The 20,044-nt window shown below is 65.5% G+C and carries 15 protein-coding genes; 4 read left to right on the top strand and 11 right to left on the bottom strand.

Annotated elements, in window-relative coordinates; genetic code table 11:
• Window positions 1–37 precede the first annotated feature (37 nt).
• Entirely contained in the window at window positions 38–1,282 is a 1,245-nt protein-coding gene (locus AC1ROK_RS17450; RefSeq protein ID WP_492849179.1) for an ROK family protein, read from the top strand.
• 117 nt (window positions 1,283–1,399) lie between these two features.
• Window positions 1,400–3,583: a putative bifunctional diguanylate cyclase/phosphodiesterase gene (locus tag AC1ROK_RS17445; protein WP_492849177.1), complete on the top strand. Its 2,184-nt coding sequence runs from the start codon at window positions 1,400–1,402 to the stop codon at window positions 3,581–3,583.
• Window positions 3,584–3,750: 167 nt separating this feature from the next.
• On the opposite strand, the gene AC1ROK_RS17440 is transcribed toward AC1ROK_RS17445, so the two are convergent.
• Both AC1ROK_RS17440 and AC1ROK_RS17435 read right to left on the bottom strand, forming a co-directional pair.
• Window positions 3,751–4,749, bottom strand: coding sequence for a DNA topoisomerase IB (locus AC1ROK_RS17440; RefSeq protein WP_492849175.1), 999 nt, complete (start codon window positions 4,747–4,749; stop codon window positions 3,751–3,753).
• A 6-nt stretch (window positions 4,750–4,755) separates the two neighbouring features.
• The gene (locus AC1ROK_RS17435) at window positions 4,756–4,929 is read right to left on the bottom strand and encodes a hypothetical protein (protein ID WP_492849173.1); all 174 of its coding nucleotides are present in this window, start codon (window positions 4,927–4,929) and stop codon (window positions 4,756–4,758) included.
• Between the two features lie 120 nt (window positions 4,930–5,049).
• On the opposite strand from AC1ROK_RS17435, the gene ade reads away from it, so the two are divergent.
• Entirely contained in the window at window positions 5,050–6,762 is a 1,713-nt protein-coding gene (ade, locus tag AC1ROK_RS17430) for an adenine deaminase (RefSeq protein ID WP_492849171.1), read from the top strand.
• Window positions 6,759–8,402 carry a CocE/NonD family hydrolase gene (locus AC1ROK_RS17425; protein ID WP_492849169.1) on the top strand — a complete coding sequence of 548 codons (1,644 nt, stop codon included), beginning with the start codon at window positions 6,759–6,761 and terminating at the stop codon, window positions 8,400–8,402. Before ade ends, AC1ROK_RS17425 begins: the two co-directional genes overlap by 4 nt.
• A 374-nt stretch (window positions 8,403–8,776) precedes the next feature.
• Here AC1ROK_RS17425 and AC1ROK_RS17420 read toward each other — a convergent pair whose 3' ends face one another.
• The 9 genes from AC1ROK_RS17420 to AC1ROK_RS17380 form a co-directional block, all read right to left on the bottom strand.
• On the bottom strand, window positions 8,777–10,936 hold the full coding sequence (locus tag AC1ROK_RS17420) for a malate synthase G (protein ID WP_492849167.1): 2,160 nt from the start codon (window positions 10,934–10,936) through the stop codon (window positions 8,777–8,779).
• Between the two features lie 209 nt (window positions 10,937–11,145).
• Window positions 11,146–12,465, bottom strand: coding sequence for a guanine deaminase (gene guaD, locus AC1ROK_RS17415; protein ID WP_492849260.1), 1,320 nt, complete (start codon window positions 12,463–12,465; stop codon window positions 11,146–11,148).
• Between the two features lie 17 nt (window positions 12,466–12,482).
• Window positions 12,483–13,703 (bottom strand): urate hydroxylase PuuD, encoded by a 1,221-nt coding sequence (locus AC1ROK_RS17410; protein WP_492849165.1) that lies wholly within the window; start codon window positions 13,701–13,703, stop codon window positions 12,483–12,485.
• 216 nt (window positions 13,704–13,919) lie between these two features.
• Window positions 13,920–15,005: a BMP family ABC transporter substrate-binding protein gene (locus AC1ROK_RS17405; RefSeq protein WP_492849163.1), complete on the bottom strand. Its 1,086-nt coding sequence runs from the start codon at window positions 15,003–15,005 to the stop codon at window positions 13,920–13,922.
• Between the two features lie 29 nt (window positions 15,006–15,034).
• A complete protein-coding gene (locus AC1ROK_RS17400; RefSeq protein ID WP_492849162.1) occupies window positions 15,035–15,970 on the bottom strand; it encodes an ABC transporter permease in 936 nt (311 codons plus the stop codon).
• A gap of 3 nt (window positions 15,971–15,973) precedes the next feature.
• Entirely contained in the window at window positions 15,974–17,068 is a 1,095-nt protein-coding gene (locus AC1ROK_RS17395) for an ABC transporter permease (protein ID WP_492849159.1), read from the bottom strand.
• Window positions 17,058–18,623, bottom strand: a complete 1,566-nt coding sequence (locus tag AC1ROK_RS17390; RefSeq protein ID WP_492849258.1) for an ABC transporter ATP-binding protein — start codon at window positions 18,621–18,623, stop codon at window positions 17,058–17,060. Before AC1ROK_RS17390 ends, AC1ROK_RS17395 begins: the two co-directional genes overlap by 11 nt.
• Window positions 18,610–19,491, bottom strand: coding sequence for a xanthine dehydrogenase accessory protein XdhC (gene xdhC, locus AC1ROK_RS17385; protein ID WP_492849156.1), 882 nt, complete (start codon window positions 19,489–19,491; stop codon window positions 18,610–18,612). Before xdhC ends, AC1ROK_RS17390 begins: the two co-directional genes overlap by 14 nt.
• A complete protein-coding gene (locus tag AC1ROK_RS17380) occupies window positions 19,488–19,958 on the bottom strand; it encodes an endonuclease domain-containing protein (protein WP_492849154.1) in 471 nt (156 codons plus the stop codon). Before AC1ROK_RS17380 ends, xdhC begins: the two co-directional genes overlap by 4 nt.
• Window positions 19,959–20,044: the final 86 nt, after the last annotated feature.

The following is a 20,044-nucleotide window of genomic DNA, read 5'->3' as shown; positions in this document are numbered from 1 at the left end:
AGAGTTGTCAATAAATGCAGGCGCGAGGTCGGGAGTAGTGGTCACCGGGCCGACAAGCAGGGAAGCCAGCCGCAAGCCGGGAGCCGCCAGCCGCGGCACCAACCAGACCGGCGTCCGGCTTTATAACGAACGCCTGGTGCTGTCGCTGATCCGCCGCCACGGCGACCTGCCAAAGGCCGATATCGCCCGCATGACCGGGCTGTCGCCGCAGACCATTTCGATCATCACCAATGCGCTCGAGGCCGACGGGCTGCTGCTGCGCGGCAAGCCGCTGCGCGGCAAGGTGGGCCAGCCGCTGGTGCCCTATTCGCTGAACCCCGAGGGCGCACTGAGCTTCGGGCTGAAGATCGGGCGGCGCAGCGTCGATCTCTACCTGATCAACTTCACCGGCCAGATCCTCAAGCTCCTGCACAAGACCTACCCCTACCCCACCCCCGATGGCATCCGCGAATTCGCCCGCGGCGGCATCGACGAGTTGCTCGCCGGAATGCCGGCGGCCCTGACGGCCCGGATCGCCGGCCTCGGCATTGCCGCGCCCTACGAGATGTGGACCTGGCACGAGGAGATCGGCGCCCCCAAGGCCGAAATCGATGCCTGGCGACAGGTCGACGTGCGGGCCATGATGGCGGAAATCTGCCCCTGGCCGGTGTATTTCGCCAACGACATCACCGCCGCCTGCGCCGCCGAACTGATGTTCGGCACCGGGGCGGATCACATCGACTATCTCTACGTCTTCATCGGCTCGTTCATCGGCGGCGGCCTGGTGCTGAACGGCCACCTGTTTCCCGGCCGCACCCAGAATGCGGCGGCACTCGGCTCGATGCCGTCACCCGATCCGGGCCATATGGTGCCGGCAGGGCGCACCCCACAGCTGATGAACGTCGCCTCGATCTACGTGCTGGAGCGCGAGCTGCTGGCCATCGGCCGCAACCCGGAGATCCTCTGGCAATCGCCCGATGATTGGGGCGATGACCTCGGCGAAGTGCTCGACCGCTGGATCGATGAGGTGGCCGAAAGCCTCGCCTATTCGATCGTCGCCGCCATCGCGGTGATCGATGTCGAGACTGTGCTGATCGACGGCGCCTTCCCGACCCATGTACGCAGCCGCATCATCGAGCGCACCGATGCGGCAGTGGCGCGGATCAACCGGCAGGGCCTGTCGCCTTTCAAGCTGCTGCCGGGCAGCATCGGCAATGCGGCGCGCGCCATGGGCGGCGCCTCGCTGCCGCTGCTCGCCAACTTCACGCAGGATCGCGAAGTGCTGTTCAAGGACAACGCCTGAACAGTAGCGACGCCAGCAGTGACTTGATCCGATCAAATCTCGCCGTCCCCCCATACGGGTAACCAGTTCGAAAAGCTTGCCGGGCACAGTGACATAGTCCCTGTCCAGCAAGATCCGATGCTCAGTACTCGCCGCGCCAAGTTCCGACGCACATTCTCGATGCTGGTGCTGGCCGCGTTCGTCGTGGTTTTCGCCATTGCCGCGATACTGCTGGGCGGCTTCCTCTTGTGGTCAGCGGGCCAGATCGACGACAACGCGATCAGCCGCCAGGCACAGCGCGTCATCCACGCCGTTCAGGCGCAGCGCACCTTCACGCCCCGCGAGCAGGAGAGCGTTGCGATCTGGGACGACGCGGTGGTGGCCGCGCGGGACCACGACAAGAGTTGGCTTGAGAGCAATATCGGCAAGTGGATGTTCGAGTATTTCGGGCACGACGAGAGCTATGTGCTCGCCCCCGATGATGCTCCGATCTATGCCGCGATCGATGGACGGACTCGCGGCACCGCCAGCTTTGACAGCCGGCGCGCCGCGCTGCTGCCGCTGGTCGATGACCTGAGGAAGCTCACCGCCGCCGGCTACCTCGATGTCCCGCCGCATGTCGCCGACTATGTGCTGGTCGACGGCCGGCCAGCCATCGCCAGCGTCATGCCGCTGGTCTCGGATTCCGGCAACCTGACGCAGCCGGCCGGTCGCGAGGCGATCCTTGTCACCATCGTCAGGCTCGACATCGATTTCGAGCTCAGGATGATCGACCGCTACATGACTGAGGTGGGCCGCTTCACCACCGTCACCTCCGCCGCCGCTGACATCGAGGCCTTCCCGGTCACCAATCGCGCCGGTCGGATCGTCGCCTTCTTCGAATGGCTGCCGTTCCGGCCCGGCCAGGAACTGTTGCAGCGCACCGCGCCGGCCCTGATTCTTGCCTTCACCTTCGTCTCGCTGCTGGTCTCGCTGCTGATCTATCGCCTGCAGCGGGCACTCAAGGCCCTCGAGTACAAGCGTATCGATGCCGAACGGCAGGCCACCGAGGATACGCTGACCGGGCTGCCCAACCGGTTGAGCTTCGATCGCCAGTTCAACGGCCGGCTCGAGACCATCAAGCTCCGCGATCCGCCGACTGCCCTGCTGATGCTCGACCTCGACCGTTTCAAGCAGGTCAACGATACGCTGGGGCACCATGCCGGCGACGAGCTGATCCGCGCCGTGGCCGACCGGTTGCGCGCCGTGCTCGGCCCCACCGATGTGCTGGCCCGGCTTGGCGGCGACGAATTCGCCATCCTCCACACCTGCTATGCCGGCACGGTCGAGGTCGCCGCGCTGGCGCAGCGCATCGTCGACACCATCGCCAAACCCTTCAGGGTACAGGGCAGCGACGCCTTCGTTGGCGTTTCCATCGGCATCGTGGTGGCCACCTCGGGCCAGCGCGACAGTCACGAGCTGAGCCGCAAGGCCGATATCGCGCTTTACGAAGCCAAATCCGCCGGACGCAACCGCGCCGCCTTCTACGAGGAGGCGATGGACGAGCAGGTGCAGAACCGGCACGTCATCGAGGCCGAGCTGCGCGAGGCGCTGCGCAGCCCCGGCCAGCTCTGGGTGGCGTTCCAGCCGCTTTGCGGCGATGCCGAGGAGATCGTCGGCGCCGAGGCCCTGCTGCGCTGGACCCACCCGCAGATCGGGGTGATTCCGCCCTCGCGCTTCATCGCCATTGCCGAGAGCACCGGGCTGATCGAGCAGCTGGGCGAGTTCGTGCTGCGCCGCGCCGCCGAGTTCGGCGCGCGCTGGCCCGGCCGCACCATCGCGGTCAACATCTCGCCGGCGCAGTTGCGCAACCCGACTTTTGCCGAGCGCGTCTTCGCGCTGCTCAAGGAAACCGGCATGCGGCCGGCCGATCTCGAGATCGAGATCACCGAAGGCATCCTGCTCGACGACGAGTCGACCGCCGCCAACACCATCCGCAGCTTCCGCGCCGCCGGCATCCGCATCGCGCTCGACGATTTCGGCACCGGCTATTCCTCGCTCAGTTACCTGAAGCGCTACCCGGTCGACCGCATCAAGATCGACCGCTCCTTCGTTGCCCAGCTGTCGACCGCCAACGCCTCCGACGCCATCGTCCAGGCCATGGTGACGCTGGCCCATGCGCTGGATATCGAGGTCACCGCCGAAGGCGTCGAGACCGTGGAGCAGTTCCGCGCGCTGCTCGGCATGGGCTGCAACACCTTCCAGGGCTACCTGTTCTCCCAGCCGCTGACGCTCGACGACATCGACGCTCGCTTCGCTGAGCCGTTGCCTCGGGTGGCGTGAGGGGGCACTTGGCCAAGAGCGCTGAAGAAGACTTCGACCACCGTCGCCTCCCTCCCCCTTGAGGGGAGGGATTGAGGGAGGGGGTGGTGCGGTGATCACCGATGGACCCCCACCCCCACCCCTCCCCTCAAGGGGGAGGGGAGCCGCTCGCGCCGAATAAAGTGCCCCTACCCCGCGGCCTCCAGCACTGCCGCCAGCCGCACCTCGCGCTGCCGGACGCCGTTTGTGCCGTCGCCGCCCGCGGCCCAGAGCTCGGCCAGCCGTCCCTTGTCGAACAGCGCGTAGAGACATGGTGCCACATAGCTTGCCCGGCTGATCGCCGGCGTGTTCTGCAGGAACGCCGCGACCTGCTTCGTCACCTCGGCCATCTGGCGCTTCCGCGCCGTCACCGACTCCCCCGGCTCGAGCTTCGCCAGTGCCTCTGCCGCCATGGCGCTGGCATGCAGAGTACGAAAGTCCTTGGCGGTCACCGACACGCCGGCCACCTCGCGCAGGTAGCGGTTGAGGTCGTCGGTGCGCAGGGCCTTCGGCTTGCCGTCCTCGTCGCGATACATCAGCAGCCTACGCCCCGGGATCGACTTCACCTTGTCGATCGCCGTCGCGATCCGTTGATCGACAAAACTGTAGCTCGCCTTCTTGCCGCTCTTGGCCGGAAACTTCACCTGCACCTCGTCACCCGCGACAACCACGTCGCGGCTATAGAGCGTGCCGGCGCCGCGCGTGCCATGCGCATCGAGGTAGCGTTCTCGCCCCACCCGCATGGCGGTCCGATCAATCAGCGCCACGCCAAGCGCCAACGCCAGTTGCTTGCTGCCGGCTTCCGCCTCGAGATCGTCACGCACCCGTCGCCGGATGCGCGGCAAGGCAGCAGTCAACAACCCGAGTTGTTCGTGCTTGTGTCTAAGCCGGCGGGCTTCCCAATCCGGGTGATAGATGTATTGCAGCCGCCCCGCGGCATCGGTGCCACAGGCCTGGATATGGGCGCGCGGGTCAGTGGCAATCCGCACCTCAGTCCAGGCCGGCGGAATGCCGAGGCTACGAGCCCGTTCAGAAATCTCTTCCTCACGGATCAGCTCGCCGTTCTCATCGACATAGCCGAAGGTGCGGCCGTGCCGGCGTCGGCGTATCGTCAGCTCATCGCGGCTGACCCGCCTCAGCCGAGCCACCCTCGCTCACACGCCCGTCGTGGTGTTGGGCGGCGGGGCCATGGCATAGAACACCAGGTAGATCAGGCCGAAGGCGAGGATGATGCCGAGCACCGACCAGATCAGCACCCGGAAATTCATCAGCCGCCCGCTCCCTTGGCGAACTTCGTTCGTCGACTTCTCGGCATCATAGGTTCGCATGGTGCTACTCGCTTGCAGATGAATGTGAAAACCAACGCCCCCGGCGCCGAGCAGTTCCGTCCCCACTTGACCGTGACCGGCTGAACGAAGACGTTGGGACATGCAGATCACGGCCGCGTCATGACCATTTCACCAGAGCTCCTCACCCGCATGATCAAGGCGGGCGCCGGCGAGGTTCCGGCCGATGTGGTGATCAAGAACGTCCGCCTCCTGGACGTCATCTCCGGTTCGGTCACCCACACCGACATCGCCATCGTCGCCGACCGCATCGTCGGCACCTACGGCTATTACAACGGCAAGACGCTGATCGAAGGCGAGAACCGCTTCGCGGTGCCCGGCTTCATCGATACGCACCTCCACATCGAATCTTCGCTGGTGACGCCGTTCGAGTTTGATCGCTGCGTGCTGCCGCACGGTGTCACTACGGTGATCTGCGACCCGCACGAGATCGCCAACGTGCTGGGCGCCGACGGCATCCGCTATTTCCTCGAGTGCGCCGAGCGCACGGTGATGGATATCCGGGTCAACCTCTCGTCCTGCGTGCCGGCAACGCCGCATGAGACCTCAGGGGCGCGGCTCGAAATCGCCGACCTCGAAAAATTCCGCCACCACCGCCAGGTCATCGGCCTTGCCGAGATGATGAATTATCCGGGAGTCCTCGCGGGCGATCCGGGGATTATCGCCAAGCTCGTGGCGTTCCAGGGGGAGCACATCGATGGCCACGCCCCGCTGGTCACCGACCTCGCGCTCAACGGCTATCTCGCCGCCGGCATCCGCACCGACCACGAGTCGACCACCGCCGTCGAAGCGCGCGAGAAACTCTCGAAGGGCATGGCAATCCTGATCCGCGAGGGGTCGGTGTCGAAGGACCTCGAGGCCTTGGCCGAAATCCTCGATGCCAACACTTCGGCCTATGTCGCGCTCTGCACCGACGACCGCAACCCGCTCGACACGCTCGAGGAAGGCCACCTCGATTCCTCGATCCGCCGGCTGATTGGCCGCGGCCGGCCGCTGCATCACGTCTATCGCGCCGCTTCGCATTCCGCCGCCCGCATCTTCGGGTTGAAGGATCGCGGCCTTGTCGCCCCCGGCTATCGCGCCGACATCGCGCTGCTCGACGATCTCGAAGGCTGCCGCGTCGCCGAGGTGATCACCGCCGGGCGGCTGGTGCGGCCCGAGCTGTTCGAAGCCCGCCAGCCGGTGCCGCCCGTCGGCCTGGCCTCGATGAAGGCTCGGCGCGTCGGCCCCTCGACCTTCATCGTGCCGCCCAACCCCAGACAGAACGAAACGCCCGTCATCGGGGTGCGGCCGGGGCTGATCCTCACCTATCGCGAGACGGCGACGCTGGAAGTTTCCGACAAGGGCACTCTGCCCGATATCGACAACGACGTGATCAAGATCGGGGTGATCGAGCGGCACGGCATCAACGGTAATGTCGCGCTGAGCTTCACCACCGGGTTCGGACTGAAACGCGGCGCCATCGCCTCGTCGGTCGGCCATGACAGCCACAACATCACCGTGGTCGGCGTCGACGACGAGGACATGGCTGTGGCGGTCAACCGGCTGATCGAGCTCGGTGGTGGCTTCGCCGTCGCCGATGGCGGCCGGGTTACCGCCGAACTGGCGCTGCCGATCGCCGGGTTGATGAGTCTGCTCAGCTTCGAGACGGTTGCCGATAAGCTGCATCACCTGCGCCAGGCCGCCTACGACCTCGGCTGCACCCTGCCCGAGCCGTTCCTGCAGGTGGCGTTCCTCGCCCTGCCGGTGATCCCGCACCTGAAGATGACCGACCGGGGGCTGTTCGACGTGGACAAGTTCGACTTCGTCCGATGAGCTTTGCCAGCCGGTTTCTTGCCGACCTCTATAAGCTGCCCAGGCGCAAGTGCGGGATCGTCCGCACCCGCAATATCCGGGTGCCGATGTATGACGGCGTGACGCTGGCGACCGAGCATTTTGCGCCCAAGCTGCCCGGCAAGCACCCGACCATCCTGATGCGCGAGCCCTATGGGCTCTCAGGCTTTGCGACCATCGGCGAAGTCTATGCCGAGCGCGGCTTTCACGTCGTGCTGCAGGCCTGCCGCGGCACCGACAAGTCGGAAGGCGAGTTCGATCCGTTCGGGCATGAGCGCGACGACGGGCTCGCAACCATCGACTGGATCAAGGCGCAGCCCTGGTTCGATGGCCGGCTCGGCACCTCGGGCCCGAGCTATCTCGGCTACGCGCAATGGGCGATCTGCGATGCGCTGCCCAAACAATCCGCCATGGCGATCAAGGTGACCAGCGCCGAGTTCCGCTCCATCGTCTTTCCCGGTGGCGGGCTGGCGGTCGGCCTGTGGCTGAGCTGGATCCAGACGGTCGAGGGCCTGCGGGGCAACCCGATGCGCACGGCGCAGCGCATGTTCACCGGCGGCATCGAACGCACGACGCTGCGCGCCACCATGAAGCTGCCGTTGCGTGATGCCGACAAGCGCGTCACCGGCCGCGAGGTGCCGTTCTGGCGGCGCTGGATGGACGAGGCCATCGGCAACGACGCCTTCTGGCAGCCTCTCGACCATACCCACCGGCTCAACACCCGGACGCCGCCGGTGAGCTTCACCTCGGGCTGGTACGATTTCATGCTCGACCAGCTATTGCGCGATTACGCGACGCTGGTGGATGCCGGCCACACCCCGCAACTCACCATCGGGCCGTGGTTCCACGTCAGCTCGGACTTGCAGATGGAAAGCGTCAAGCAGACGCTCGAATGGATGAACGCCAAGCTGCTAGGCGACGCCAGCAGCCTCAGGGCCAAGCCGGTGCGGCTCTACATCGGCGGGCTCAATGAGTGGCGTGAGTTCGACAGCTATCCGCCGGTGCAGGCGGAGAGCCAGATCTGGCACATCCACCCCGACAAGGTGCTGTCGCAGCGCCCCGTCCGCGCCTCGGCGCCCGATACCTACACCTACGACCCGGCCCTCCCGACGCCTTCGATCGGCGGCGCCATGTTCGCCTTCAACGGCGCCGGGCCGGTCGACAACGCGCCGCTCGAAAAGCGCGACGACGTGCTGGTCTATACCTCCGAGCCGCTGTTCAACCCCATCACCATCCTCGGTCAGGTGCGGATCGCGCTCCACGCGCGCTCGAGCCTCCCCAACACCGATTTCTTCGTGCGGCTCTGCGATGTCGACGAGAAGGGCCTGTCGATCAATATCTGCGACGGCATCATCCGCAAGACCTCGGCCGACCCGGCGGTGCCCGACGACATCTGGAAGCTGAACTTCCGCATGCACGCCACCGCCCACCGCTTCAACCGCAACCACCGGCTGCGCGTCATCGTCGCCAGCGGCGCCCACCCCCGCTACGCGAGAAACACCGGGACTGATGAGGCGCTGGGAGAGGCCTCGCACCTGGCGTCGGCGGATATCGAAATCTTCCACGACCCGGCGCATCCGAGCGCGATTCATCTGCCGGTGGTGGAGCTGGATAGAGTGTAGGCACCGAGCCCGCATTCGGGCCCCCTCGCCCCTGAGGGGAGAGGGTAGTGGAGCTAGGACCGAAGGTCCGTAGCGGAACTTGGGTGAGGGGTTCGGCTTCTCAGCGAGCGCGTGTTGAGCCGCTTCACCCCTCAACCGGCGCTACGCGCCACCTTCTCCCCTGAGGGGAGAAGGGAAGTGGGGAACCATCAGAGAATGGGGTTCGCCCCACCAAACTCCGACACCCACCGGCTGTCATCCCAGCGAAAGCTGGGACCCATCTCACCGCCCCGCGCCAGCCGATAGTTGGGTCCCAGCTTTCGCTGGGATGACAACGAGTGTGATGAAGCTGCGGTGGGCCATCAGCCTCTTCCCAGCGGTAGAGGTAGCCGAAGCTACACCCCCGCCTTAACCCGCTCGCGCGCCGCATGGAGGATCGGCTCGGTATACCCCGACGGCTGCACCGCGCCCTCGAGCGCCAGGTCGAGCGCTGCCTGATAGGCGATCGACGTCCCGAAATTCCCCGCCATCGGCCGGTACAGCGGATCGCCGGCATTCTGCCCGTCGACCACCGCCGCCATCTTTTCGAACGAGGCCTTTACCTCGGCTGCGCTGACCAGCCCGTGCTTCAGCCAGTTGGCCACGGCCTGCGAGGAGATGCGGCAGGTGGCGCGGTCCTCCATCAGCCCGACATTGTTGATATCGGGCACCTTGGAGCAGCCGACGCCCTGATCGACCCAGCGCACCACATAGCCGAGAATACCCTGCGCATTGTTGTCGAGTTCGCGCAGCACCGCCGCCTTGTCGAGCGTCGAGGCATCCAGCACCGGCATCGAGAACAACTCACCGAGCCCCGGCGTCGCCTGGTTGTGCCGGCGCTTCTGCGCTTCGAACACATCGATCTGGTGGTAGTGCAGTGCATGCAGCGTCGCCGCGGTCGGCGACGGCACCCAGGCGGTGTTGGCGCCGGCATTGGGATGCGCGGCCTTCGACGCCAGCATCGCTGCCATGTCGTCGGGCCGCGCCCACATGCCCTTGCCGATCTGCGCCTTGCCCGAGAAGCCCGCAGCAAGCCCGATCAGTACGTTCCGATCCTCATAGGACTGGATCCATTTCTCCGCCTTGACGTCGTCCTTGCGCAGCACCGGGCCTGCCAGCATCGAGGTGTGGATCTCGTCGCCGGTGCGATCGAGGAAGCCGGTATTGATGAAGAACACCCGCTTGCGGGCGGCATGGATGGCGGCCTTGAGGTTGGCGGAGGTGCGCCGCTCCTCATCCATGATGCCGATCTTGATGGTCTCGGGCTTCAGTCCGAGCAGCTTTTCGACCGCGGCAAAGATCTCGCAGGCGAAGGCAACCTCGTCCGGCCCGTGCATCTTGGGCTTCACCACATAGATGGCGCCAGTGGTCGAGTTGACCTTGTCCGAGAGCGCGCAGAGCGCGGTGATCGCCGCATCCATCAGCCCTTCACCGATCGGCTGTCCCTGAGGGTCGAGCACGGCCTTCGTGGTCATCAGGTGGCCGACATTGCGCACCAGCAGCAGCGCCCTGCCCTTCAGCGTGAGCGGCTGGCCGGTGGCATCCTTGTACTGCCGGTCGGCATTGAGCTTGCGGGTGAGCGGCTTGCCGCCCTTTTCAAAAGTCTCGCTCAGGGTGCCGTTCATCAGCCCGAGCCAGTTGCGATAGACCCCGACCTTATCCTCGGCATCGACCGCCGCGACCGAATCCTCGCAGTCCTGGATGGTGGTCAGGGCCGACTCGACGATCAGATCGCTGAGCCCAGCCCTGTGCGTCGCCCCGATCCGGCTTGCGGGATCGATGATCAGGATGACATGCAGGCCATTGTGGCGCAGCACCAGCTCGCCGCGCTCCTGCGTGCCGCCATAGCCGACGAACTGCGCGGGGTCCTTGAGGTTCACACGGCCGGCCGCGGTGTCGGCGACGAACACGCGACGCTCGCCATCCTTGATCACATGATAGCCGGTAACATCGCGATGGCTGCCCGAAGCCAGCGGGAACGAGGCATCGAGGAACTCCGCCGCGCGGGCGACAACGGCCTCGGCACGGGCCGGGTTCAGCCCCTTGCCGGGCGCCAGTTCGCCGTCGCGCGAGATCGCGTCGGTGCCATAGAGCGCATCGTAAAGGCTGCCCCAGCGGGCATTGGCGGCGTTCAGCGCGTAGCGCGCGTTCGACACCGGCACCACCAGCTGCGGCCCGCAGATCGAGGAAATCTCGGGGTCGAGCCCACTGGTCTCGATGGTGAAATCGGCCGGTTCGGCAACGAGGTAGCCGATCTCCTTAAGGAAGGCCTGATACTTCGCGGGATCAGCGCCGACCGGCCCATTGGCCTTGTGCCAATCGTCGATCTGCGTCTGGATCCGGTCGCGGATCGCCAGGAGCTCGCGGTTGCGCGGCGCGAAATCCCGCACCAACCCGGCGAGCCCATTCCAGAACTGCTCGGCCGATACGGCAGTGCCGGGAATAGCTTCCTGCTCGACGAAATCCACCAGCAGTCGATCGACCTTCAGGCCGGATTTCTCGATGTAGTCAGCCATGTCAGTTCCTTCGTTCATCCACCGGCGTCATTCCCGCGAAGGCGGGAACCCAGTGGGATATATCCAAGCGCCGAGCGGGTGGCGACCCCGCACTAGGTCCCGCCTTCGCGGGAATGACGGCCGTGGACATGCCCCTCTTCAGGAACGGCATCACCGTTTTTCCGACCCAGCGCAATCCCCCAAACAGCGCAATCGGCGTCACCTTCGGCTCACGCCGCGAGTGCCGATTTCATCGGCTTGCCCATCACGTAGGTTTCGACCACCGCCCGGTCGTCGCCGCAGGTCTGTAACAGGAACAGTTCCTGCTCGAGCGAGCCGCAAGTCTCCATGCGCAGCGCCATCTGCGGCGTGGCGCCGGAGTTGAGCACCACGATATCGGCTTCCTTGCCCGGCTCGAGCGAGCCGATGCGGCCCTCGAGGCTCATCGCCCGGGCATTGCCCAGCGTCATGTGGAAGAACGAGCGGAACGGGGTGAGCCGCTGCCCGCGCAACTGCATCACCTTGTAGCCCTCGTCCATGGTCCTGAGCATCGAATAGGAGCTGCCGCCGCCCACATCGGTGGCGGTGGCGATGCGCACGCCGCGCTCATGCTGGCGCTCATAGTCGAACAGGCCCGAACCGATGAACAGGTTGGAGGTCGGGCAGAACACCGCCACCGAACGCGTCTCCGAGATCACCTCGGTTTCGCGATGGCTGAGATGAATGCAGTGGCCGAGCAGGGTCTTCGGCCCGAGCAGGTGGAACTTCTCGTAGATCCCGACATAGTCGCCATAGTTCGGGTAGAGCTCGTTGGCATAGGCGATCTCGGCGAGGTTCTCCGACACATGGGTCTGGATGTGGAGGTCGGGGAATTCCCGCGCCAGCGCCTCGGCCATCGCCATCTGCTCATGCGTCGAGGTGATGGCGAAGCGCGGCGTGATGGCGTAATGCGCCCTGCCCCGCCCATGCCACTTGGCGATGCCGGCCTTGGTGTCGTCGTAGCCGGATTGCGGCGTATCGCAGAGCCCGGGCGGCGCGTTGCGGTCCATCATCACCTTGCCGCCCACCATCAGCATGTTGCGCTTTTCGGCCTCGCCGAAAAATGCATCGACCGATTGCGGGTGCACCGAGCAATAGGCGGCGGCCGTGGTGGTGCCATGCCGGACCAGTTCGTCGAAGAAGCGCGAGGCGATGCGGGTGGCATGCGCCTCGTCGCCGAAGCGCTGCTCCTCGACGAAGGTGTAGGTGTTGAGCCATTCGAGCAGCGCCGCCGCATAGGCGCCGATCACCTGCATCTGCGGGAAATGGATATGCGGATCGATGAAACCGGGCAGGATCAGGTTCGGGCGATGATCGATGATCTCGATTTTGGCGTCGGACCGCGGAGGAGGCTGGTCGTCTCGCCACTCGTCCACCATCAGGATCTCGCCACTATGGGCATCGATGACCACGAAGCCGTTCTCGATATAGCGATAGCTGCTGTGGTCATCACGTCCCTGGGGCTCACTGACAAATGTCAGCACGCGGCCGCGCAGGATACGAAAGCCCACCTCGTCAGACGGGATAATCACTGCGCGTCCCCGCGGAACCATGCCACCAGCAGCGCCCGCTCCTCGTCGGTCATGTCGGTGACGTTACCCGGCGGCATGGCGTGTGAGTAGCCGGCCTGGATCGCCACCTGCTCGGCGTGGTTGGCGATGGCGATGTCATTGTCGAGAATGACATTCCTGGGCGCCTCGGCGATGCCCTCCCACACCGGCTCGGCGGTATGGCACATGCTGCAACGGCCCTGCACCACCTCGGACGCAGCCTTGAAATGCGGCGACTGCATCAGGAGCGTTGCCTGCGGCGAGGGGGCGGTCTCGGCCCCGGTCGGCAGCTTTGGGCCGCTCGACAGCCAGGCACAGAGGAGGAAGATCACGATCACCAGCGGCCACACCCAGGTCGGGTTGCCCTTGCGGCCGTGCCTTGTGTTGAAGAAGTGCCGGATCAGCACGCCCTCGAGGAAGATCAGCGAGGCGATCAGCCAGTTCCACGGCGTGGCGAAGGCCAGCGGGTAGTGGCTACTGAGCATGAAGAAGATCACCGGCAGGGTGAGGTAGTTATTGTGCAGCGAGCGTTGCTTCGCGATCTTGCCGTACTTGGCGTCGGGCACCCTCCCCGCCTTCAGATCCGCCACCACGATCTTCTGGTTGGGGATGATGATCATCGCGACGTTCGCCGCCATGATCGTCGCGGTGAAAGCGCCCATATGCAGCATCGCAGCGCGGCCGGTGAACACCTGCGTATAGGCCCAGCTCATCGCGGTGAGGATGGCGAACAGCACCACCATCAGCCCGCCGGTCGAGTTGCCGATCGGCGATTTGCAGAGCGTGTCGTAAAGCACCCAGCCCAGCACGATCGAGCCCAGCGAGATCAGGATCGCCTGCCAGGCCTGCAGATCGAGCACATGCCGGTCGACGAGGAACAGGTCGGCGCCGAAATAGTAGACGACCACCAGCAGCATGAACCCGGAAATCCAGGTGAAATAGCTCTCCCACTTGAACCAGGTCAGGTGCTCGGGGAGGAACTCCGGCGCCACCAGGTATTTCTGGATGTGGTAGAAGCCGCCGCCATGCACCTGCCACTCCTCGCCATGGGCAAGCGGCGGCAGGCTCGGCGTCTTCCGCAACCCCAGGTCCAGCGCGATGAAGTAGAAGCTGGAACCGATCCAGGCGATGGCGGTGATCACATGCGTCCAGCGCACCGCGAAACTCAGCCATTCCCAGAAGATTGCGTAGTCGGTCATCGCTTCAGTAGCCCTAGCTTCTTGCCACACCCACCAGCGTCATTCCCGCGCAGGCGGGAACCCAGTGGGATCGTGCGACAGGCGCCGGCGGGGAGGTTAGTCCGCACGAGGTTCCCGCCTGCGCGGGAATGACGCCTGTGGTTGTATCGCGGCTGGTGCCCAGTCCGCGTGAAAAGAGGCGGACTCGCGCCCGCCCCTTCCCGATTCATAGTCTGCTTACGCGGCGCTTTCGACGCCCTTGACGAACCAGTCGATGACGGCGAGCTCGGCCATGGTCATGACCTTGCCTTCCTCGACCTTGAGGTTGCCATCCTGGTCGTAGATCGGGCCGGTGAAAATGTCGAAGCTGCCGTCCTTGTAGCCGGCCTGCACGCCATCGGCGAGCGCCACGACGTCGGCAGGAACCGCCTTGTTATAGGGCGAGATCACCACGGTGCCTTCCTTCATGCCGTCCCAGGTGTCGGCCGACGCCCAGGTGCCGTCGATGATCGCCTGCACGCGCTCGATATAGTACGGCCCCCAAATGTCCTCGATCGCGGTGAGGTGGGCGTTCGGCGCGAACGATGACATGTCGGCGCCCTGGCCGAAGCCATAGAGACCCTTCTGCTCGAGAATCTGCAGCGCTGCCGGGCTGTCGGTGTGGGTGGTGACGATATCGCAGCCGAGGTTGATCAGCGTCTCGGTGGCCGCGGCCTCCTTCGGGGGATCGAACCAGCTGTCGATGAACACCAGTTTCAGCTTGGCATCCGGGTTCTGCTTCTGCGCCGAGAGCAGGAACGAGTTCACGCCCAGCACCACTTCCGGCACCTTGTAAGAGCCGAGATAGCCGAGCGTACCCGACTTGCTCATCTTGCCCGAGATGGTGCCGAGCACGGCACGCCCTTCGTGGAACTTGGAGTTGTAGGTCGCGACGTTATCGGCGCGCTTGAAGCCCGTGCAGTGCTCGAACTTCACGTCCGGGAACTCGGCCGCGACCGCAATGGTCTGGTCCATGTAGCCGTAGGAGGTGGTGAAGATCAGCTTGCAGCCCTGCTGGGCCAGGTCGCGGATCAGCGGAATGGCCGAAGCATCCTCGGCGACGTTCTCGACATAGATCGTCTCGACCTTGTCACCGAGCGCCGCATCGACCGCCTCGCGGCCCTTGTTGTGCGCCCAGGTCCAGCCATAGTCGCCGATCGGCCCGAGGAAGATGAAGCCGATCTTGATCTTTTCCTGGGCGAAGGCGGCGCTGCCGGCGAGCGGCACGGCCGCGGCGGCCGCACCTGCGGCAGCGATGAAGTGGCGGCGATTGAGATTTGCCATGGACGTCTCCTGTTACGTTGTTGGCGTTTCTACGTTGCGGGAAGAAAGGGCTTGCCGAGGCAAGCAGGCGCGTTGAGGCCGACCCGATCCCGCATGGAGATCAGCGTCAGCACCACAACGGTCATCAGGTAGGGCATGGCCGCCCAGAATTGCGACGGGATGTACTGGGCGAACGACAGGAACGAGAGCCCGCCGGCCTTGGCGTTGAGCTCCATCCACATCAGCACGCCGAAAAAGATCGCGCCGACCAGCAGCCGCCCGGCCCGCCAACCGGCGAACACCACCAGCGCCAGCGCGATCCAGCCGCGCCCGGCGGTCATCCGCTCAGCCCACATCGGGGTGATCACCATGGAGAAATATGCCCCGCCGATCCCTGCCATGGCTCCACCGAAGGCCACCGCGGCGTAACGCACGCCGATCACCGAATAGCCGATCGAATGGGCGCTGAGGTCGTTCTCGCCGACGGCCCTGAGGATCAGCCCGGCACGCGTCGACTTGAGGAACCAGCCGACCGCGAACACCATGATCAGCGCGAAATACACCACCGGCGAATAGCCGAAGAGCACCTTGAGGATCGGGTCGCGCGCCAGCTCCGGCGGAAACACCGAGCCGAACTGCGGCACGATCCGGCCGACGAAGCTGAGCCCGATCAGCGAGCTGAGCCCGGTGCCGAAAATGGTGAGCGCCAGCCCCGTCGCCACCTGGTTCGAATTGAGCGTCAGGACGAAAAAGCCGAACAGCGACGCGGCAAGCGCGCCGGCAACGGCGGCGCCGATCACCCCCAGCCACGGGTTGCCGGTGAGCACAGTGGCGGCAAAGCCGGCGATGGCCCCGACCAGCATCATGCCTTCGACGCCGAGGTTGAGCACACCGGACTTTTCGACCACCAGCTCGCCAAGCCCGGCCAACAGGATCGGAGTGGAAATGCCGACGATGGTGATGATGGCCGCGATGAGGAAATCCATGGCCTATTCCCCCGGCGCCGGCTGCACGACGGCCTTGGCCGACCGGATGAAGCGCACGCGATAACGCACGAAAATGTCGCTCGCGAGGATGAAGAACAGCATCATCGCCTGGAAGATGCCGGCCGTGGCGTTGGGAATGTGCACCGTGGTCTGCGCCACCTGCCCGCCCACATAGGTGACGGCAAGCACGATGCCGGCGATCAGGCAGCCGATGGGATGCAGCCGGCCGAGGAACGACACGATGATGGCCGTGAAGCCGTAGCCGGAGGGAAAGCCGAGATTGATCGCCTTCAGCGCCCCCGCGAACTCCAGTGCACCGGCGAGCCCGGCCATGCCGCCGCCGATCAGCATGGCGAGCCAGACCGTCTGGTTGCCGTCGAACCCGCCATGGCGCGCGGCATTGGGCGCCGAACCGACGACGCGGATCTGGTAGCCGAACACCGAGCGCGACATCAGCAGCCAGAACACGAACGGCAGCACAACGGCGATGGCGACACCGAGATGGACCGTGGTGCCGGAAAACAGGATCGGCAACGTCTGGTCCGGTTGCAGCGGCGCGGTGGCAGGGAAATTGCGGCCATTGGGGTCCTTCCACGGGCCGCCGACCAGGTAGCTCAATACCTGCAACGCAACGTAGGTGAGCATCAGGCTCGAGAGGATCTCGTTGACCCCGAAGCGGGTCCTGAGCGCCGCCGGAACCGCAGCCCAGGCGCTGCCGCCGACCATGCCGGCAAGAATCATGATGACGATGACGATCGGCCCGCCGGCCGTTCCCGCCGCGAGACCGACACCGGCGGCGCAGAGCGCGCCGATGATGTACTGCCCTTCGGCGCCGATATTCCAGACATTGGCGCGGTTGCCGATGGAAAGGCCGAGAGCGATGATGATCAGCGGTGCGGCTTTGACCGCCACGTCCTGCCACTTGTAGGAGGCGAGCAGCGGGGTGAGGAAGATATCGATCACCGCCCGCTGGCCGTCGATGCCGAGCAGGTCGAACACCACGACGCCAACCAGCATGGTGAGCAACACCGAGGCGATCGGCGTCACCACCTGCATCAGCTTGCTCGGCTCCTGGCGCTTTTCGAGTTTAATGCGCATCGGCCAACTCCAGCTCCGCAGTCGGGGTCGCCGGCGCCTCGCCGTGGATGCCGCCCATCAACAAGCCGATCTCCTCGATATCGGCGCCGGCGACCTCTATCGGTCGCGACAGCCGCCCCTCGTTGATCACCGCCAGCGTGTCGCACAGCGACAGCAGTTCATCGAGATCCTGGCTGATCACCACCACCGCGGAACCCGCAACCGCGAGATCGACGATCGCCTGGTGGATCGCCGCCCCCGCCCCGGCATCGACGCCCCAGGTCGGCTGGCTGACCACCAGCACCGCGGGCTTCTGCAGGATTTCCCGGCCCATGATGTATTTCTGCAGGTTCCCGCCTGAGAGCGAACCCGCCGTGGCGGCCGGCCCCAGCGCCTTGACGGCAAACGCGGTGATCACCTCACCGGCATAGGTCCTCGCCGCACCGGCCTTGATCAGCCCGGCACTGACCATGCCGAGCCGGTCACGGGCGGTGAGGATGGTATTGTCGGCGAGGCTGAACTCCGGCACCGCGGCATGGCCGTTGCGCTCTTCCGGCACGCTGGCCAGCCCCTTGAGCCGCCGCGACTTTGCCTGCAGCTGGCCGACCGGCGCGCCGTCGATAGTGATGGATTCGGGGTCGCCCGACAGCACTTCGCCCGACAGCGCCAGCAGCAGGGCGTTCTGGCCGTTCCCGGCGACGCCGGCGATGCCGAAGATCTCGCCTCCCCTGACAGTGAAGGTGATGTCCTTGAGCGCGATGCCGAACGGCCCGGCGCCGGGGACCGATAGCCGGTTGACCACCAGCTTCTCCCGGCCCAGCGACCGGCCAGCCGGCTTGGTGATCTCCTTCAACCCGGCGCCGATCATCTTTTCGGCCATCGAGCGCGAGGTCTCGACCTTGGGATCGCAGGTATCGACCAGCTTGCCGCCGCGCAGGATCGTCGCCGTATCGCACAGCGCTTTGATCTCGTGCAGCTTGTGGGAAATGTAGAGGATCGAACACCCCTCCGACGCCAGTTGGCGCAGCACCACGAACAGTTGCTCCACCTCCTGCGGCGTGAGCACCGAGGTCGGCTCGTCCATGATCAGCAGCTTGGGGTTGAGCAGCAGCGCCCGCACGATTTCGATGCGCTGGCGCTCGCCCACCGACAGGGTGGAGACGGTGCGGTGCGGATCGAGCTTCAGCCCATACTGGTCCATCACCTCGCGGATCCTCGCTTCGAGGTCACGGGCGTGAATCTTGGCGTCCATGCCCAGCGCAATGTTCTCGAGCACGGTCATCGCTTCGAACAGCGAGAAATGCTGGAACACCATGCCGATGCCGAGCTTGCGAGCCGCCTTGGGGTTGCTGATGGTGAGCGCTTGGCCGTTCCAGCGGACTTCGCCCGCATCGGGCTGCATGATCCCGTAGATCATCTTGACCAGCGTCGACTTGCCGGCGCCGTTTTCGCCGAGCAGCGCGTGGATTTCGCCGGGCAGGACGGAAAACGAAACGCTGTCATTGGCGAGGACGCCGGGAAAGCGCTTGGTGATACCGGTCAATTGCAGACGCGGCGCGATGCTACTGTCCAACAGCGGCTCCCGACTTCGTTACGGTGGCCGGCCGCGCCTTCAGATCTTCGACTTCCCGCCGGCTAATGTGGACCAGAATCTCGGCTGCCGCCAGCGCCGCGATGACCTCGGGCCGCTTGTCCCCAATCCCCCGCGGAAAGGCCTGGCCGCCGATCGGCAGCACCAGCCGGTCGAGCGGCGCCGCCGGATAACCTTCACCCAGGTACCAGGAGCGGAACCGCGCCTTCTTCGTCTTCGAGCCGACCATGCCGATATAGGGCGCATCGGCGCGCTGCAGCGCCTCGGCAGCGATCAGGAAATCGAGCGCATGGTCATGCGTCAGGATGACGAAAGCGCTGCCCGCGGGGGCCGAGCGCACCACTGCTTCGGGCATCGCCACGGCGTGGGTTTCGACGTTCTCGGGCAGGTTGGTGAGCTCGCCCGGCCTGGTATCGACCACGTGCACCTTGAGCGGCAGCGCCGAAAGCGCACGGGCCAGGGCATGCCCGACATGGCCGGAGCCGAACAGATAGACATGCGGCCGCGCCGCCGCCTCGGCCTCGAGCTTTTCAACCATCCGCCGCGTCTCGGCCGGTGTCACCCGCTTCAGCGCCACATCCACCCGCCCGCCGCAGCACTGGCCGATCTCGGGCCCGAGCGGAATATCGAGGCTGTCCTCATGCTCACCGGCCCGCAGCACCTGCCGCGCCCGGTCGATCACCATATACTCGAGCGCCCCGCCCCCGATGGTCCCAACCTGCGCGTCCTCGGAGATCAGCATGAACGTGCCGGCTTCGCGGGGGGACGAGCCGCGCACGGCGGTGAGCTCGGCGACGATGGTCGCGGGGTGGGCGGCGAGGAAGGATGTTAGGGTGGCGGCAGAGAGAGTCATCGTGTGGCCTCCCCCTCATCCGCCCGTTGGGCACCTTCTCCCACAAGGGGAGAAGGGTCCTCCACCAGCATCTCAGTCGGGCCTTCTCCCTTGATGGGAGAAGGTGCCCGAAGGGCGGATGAGGGTGGGGCAGCACGCTCCGCCAGCAAATTCAAGATCGCTTCCAGCACGCCATCGCGGTTGTCGCTGAGTTCGCTGTTCCAGACCCGCAGTACCTCGAAGCCACGACGGCGCAACTCCTCGTCGCGACGCACGTCCCGTGCGCTTTCGAAATGCTGGCTGCCATCGAGCTCAACGACGAGACGTCCCTCGTAGCAGGCAAAATCCGCGAAGTACGGGCCAATCGGGACCTGCCGCCTGAACTTGAAACCAACCAGCCGGCGATCCCTCAGCAGATGCCAAAGCCTTGCCTCAGCTTGCGTCTCGTTCCGACGCAAAGACCGGGCTCGATTTGTGGTAGCCCCCAAAGCCTCAGTCGGGCCTTCTCCCCTTGTGGTCAGCGGACGAGGCGTAGCCTCGCCGCGAGGTGGCCGAAGGCCGGATGAGGGGGGAG

This window comes from Devosia sp. GW821-FHT12F11 (assembly GCF_058806655.1).
Note: the sequence above shows the minus strand (reverse complement) of the source record. Positions and strands in the feature narration are given on the sequence as shown.

Coding starts and splice junctions, on each gene's coding strand:
- AC1ROK_RS17445 (WP_492849177.1), top strand. CDS start 1,400: ATGCTCAGTACTCGCCGCGCCAAGTTCCGACGCACATTCTCGATGCTG.
- AC1ROK_RS17400 (WP_492849162.1), bottom strand. CDS start 15,970: ATGGATTTCCTCATCGCGGCCATCATCACCATCGTCGGCATTTCCACT.
- ade (WP_492849171.1), top strand. CDS start 5,050: ATGACCATTTCACCAGAGCTCCTCACCCGCATGATCAAGGCGGGCGCC.
- AC1ROK_RS17395 (WP_492849159.1), bottom strand. CDS start 17,068: ATGCGCATTAAACTCGAAAAGCGCCAGGAGCCGAGCAAGCTGATGCAG.
- AC1ROK_RS17410 (WP_492849165.1), bottom strand. CDS start 13,703: ATGACCGACTACGCAATCTTCTGGGAATGGCTGAGTTTCGCGGTGCGC.
- AC1ROK_RS17420 (WP_492849167.1), bottom strand. CDS start 10,936: ATGGCTGACTACATCGAGAAATCCGGCCTGAAGGTCGATCGACTGCTG.
- AC1ROK_RS17405 (WP_492849163.1), bottom strand. CDS start 15,005: ATGGCAAATCTCAATCGCCGCCACTTCATCGCTGCCGCAGGTGCGGCC.
- AC1ROK_RS17425 (WP_492849169.1), top strand. CDS start 6,759: ATGAGCTTTGCCAGCCGGTTTCTTGCCGACCTCTATAAGCTGCCCAGG.
- AC1ROK_RS17435 (WP_492849173.1), bottom strand. CDS start 4,929: ATGCGAACCTATGATGCCGAGAAGTCGACGAACGAAGTTCGCCAAGGG.
- xdhC (WP_492849156.1), bottom strand. CDS start 19,491: ATGACTCTCTCTGCCGCCACCCTAACATCCTTCCTCGCCGCCCACCCC.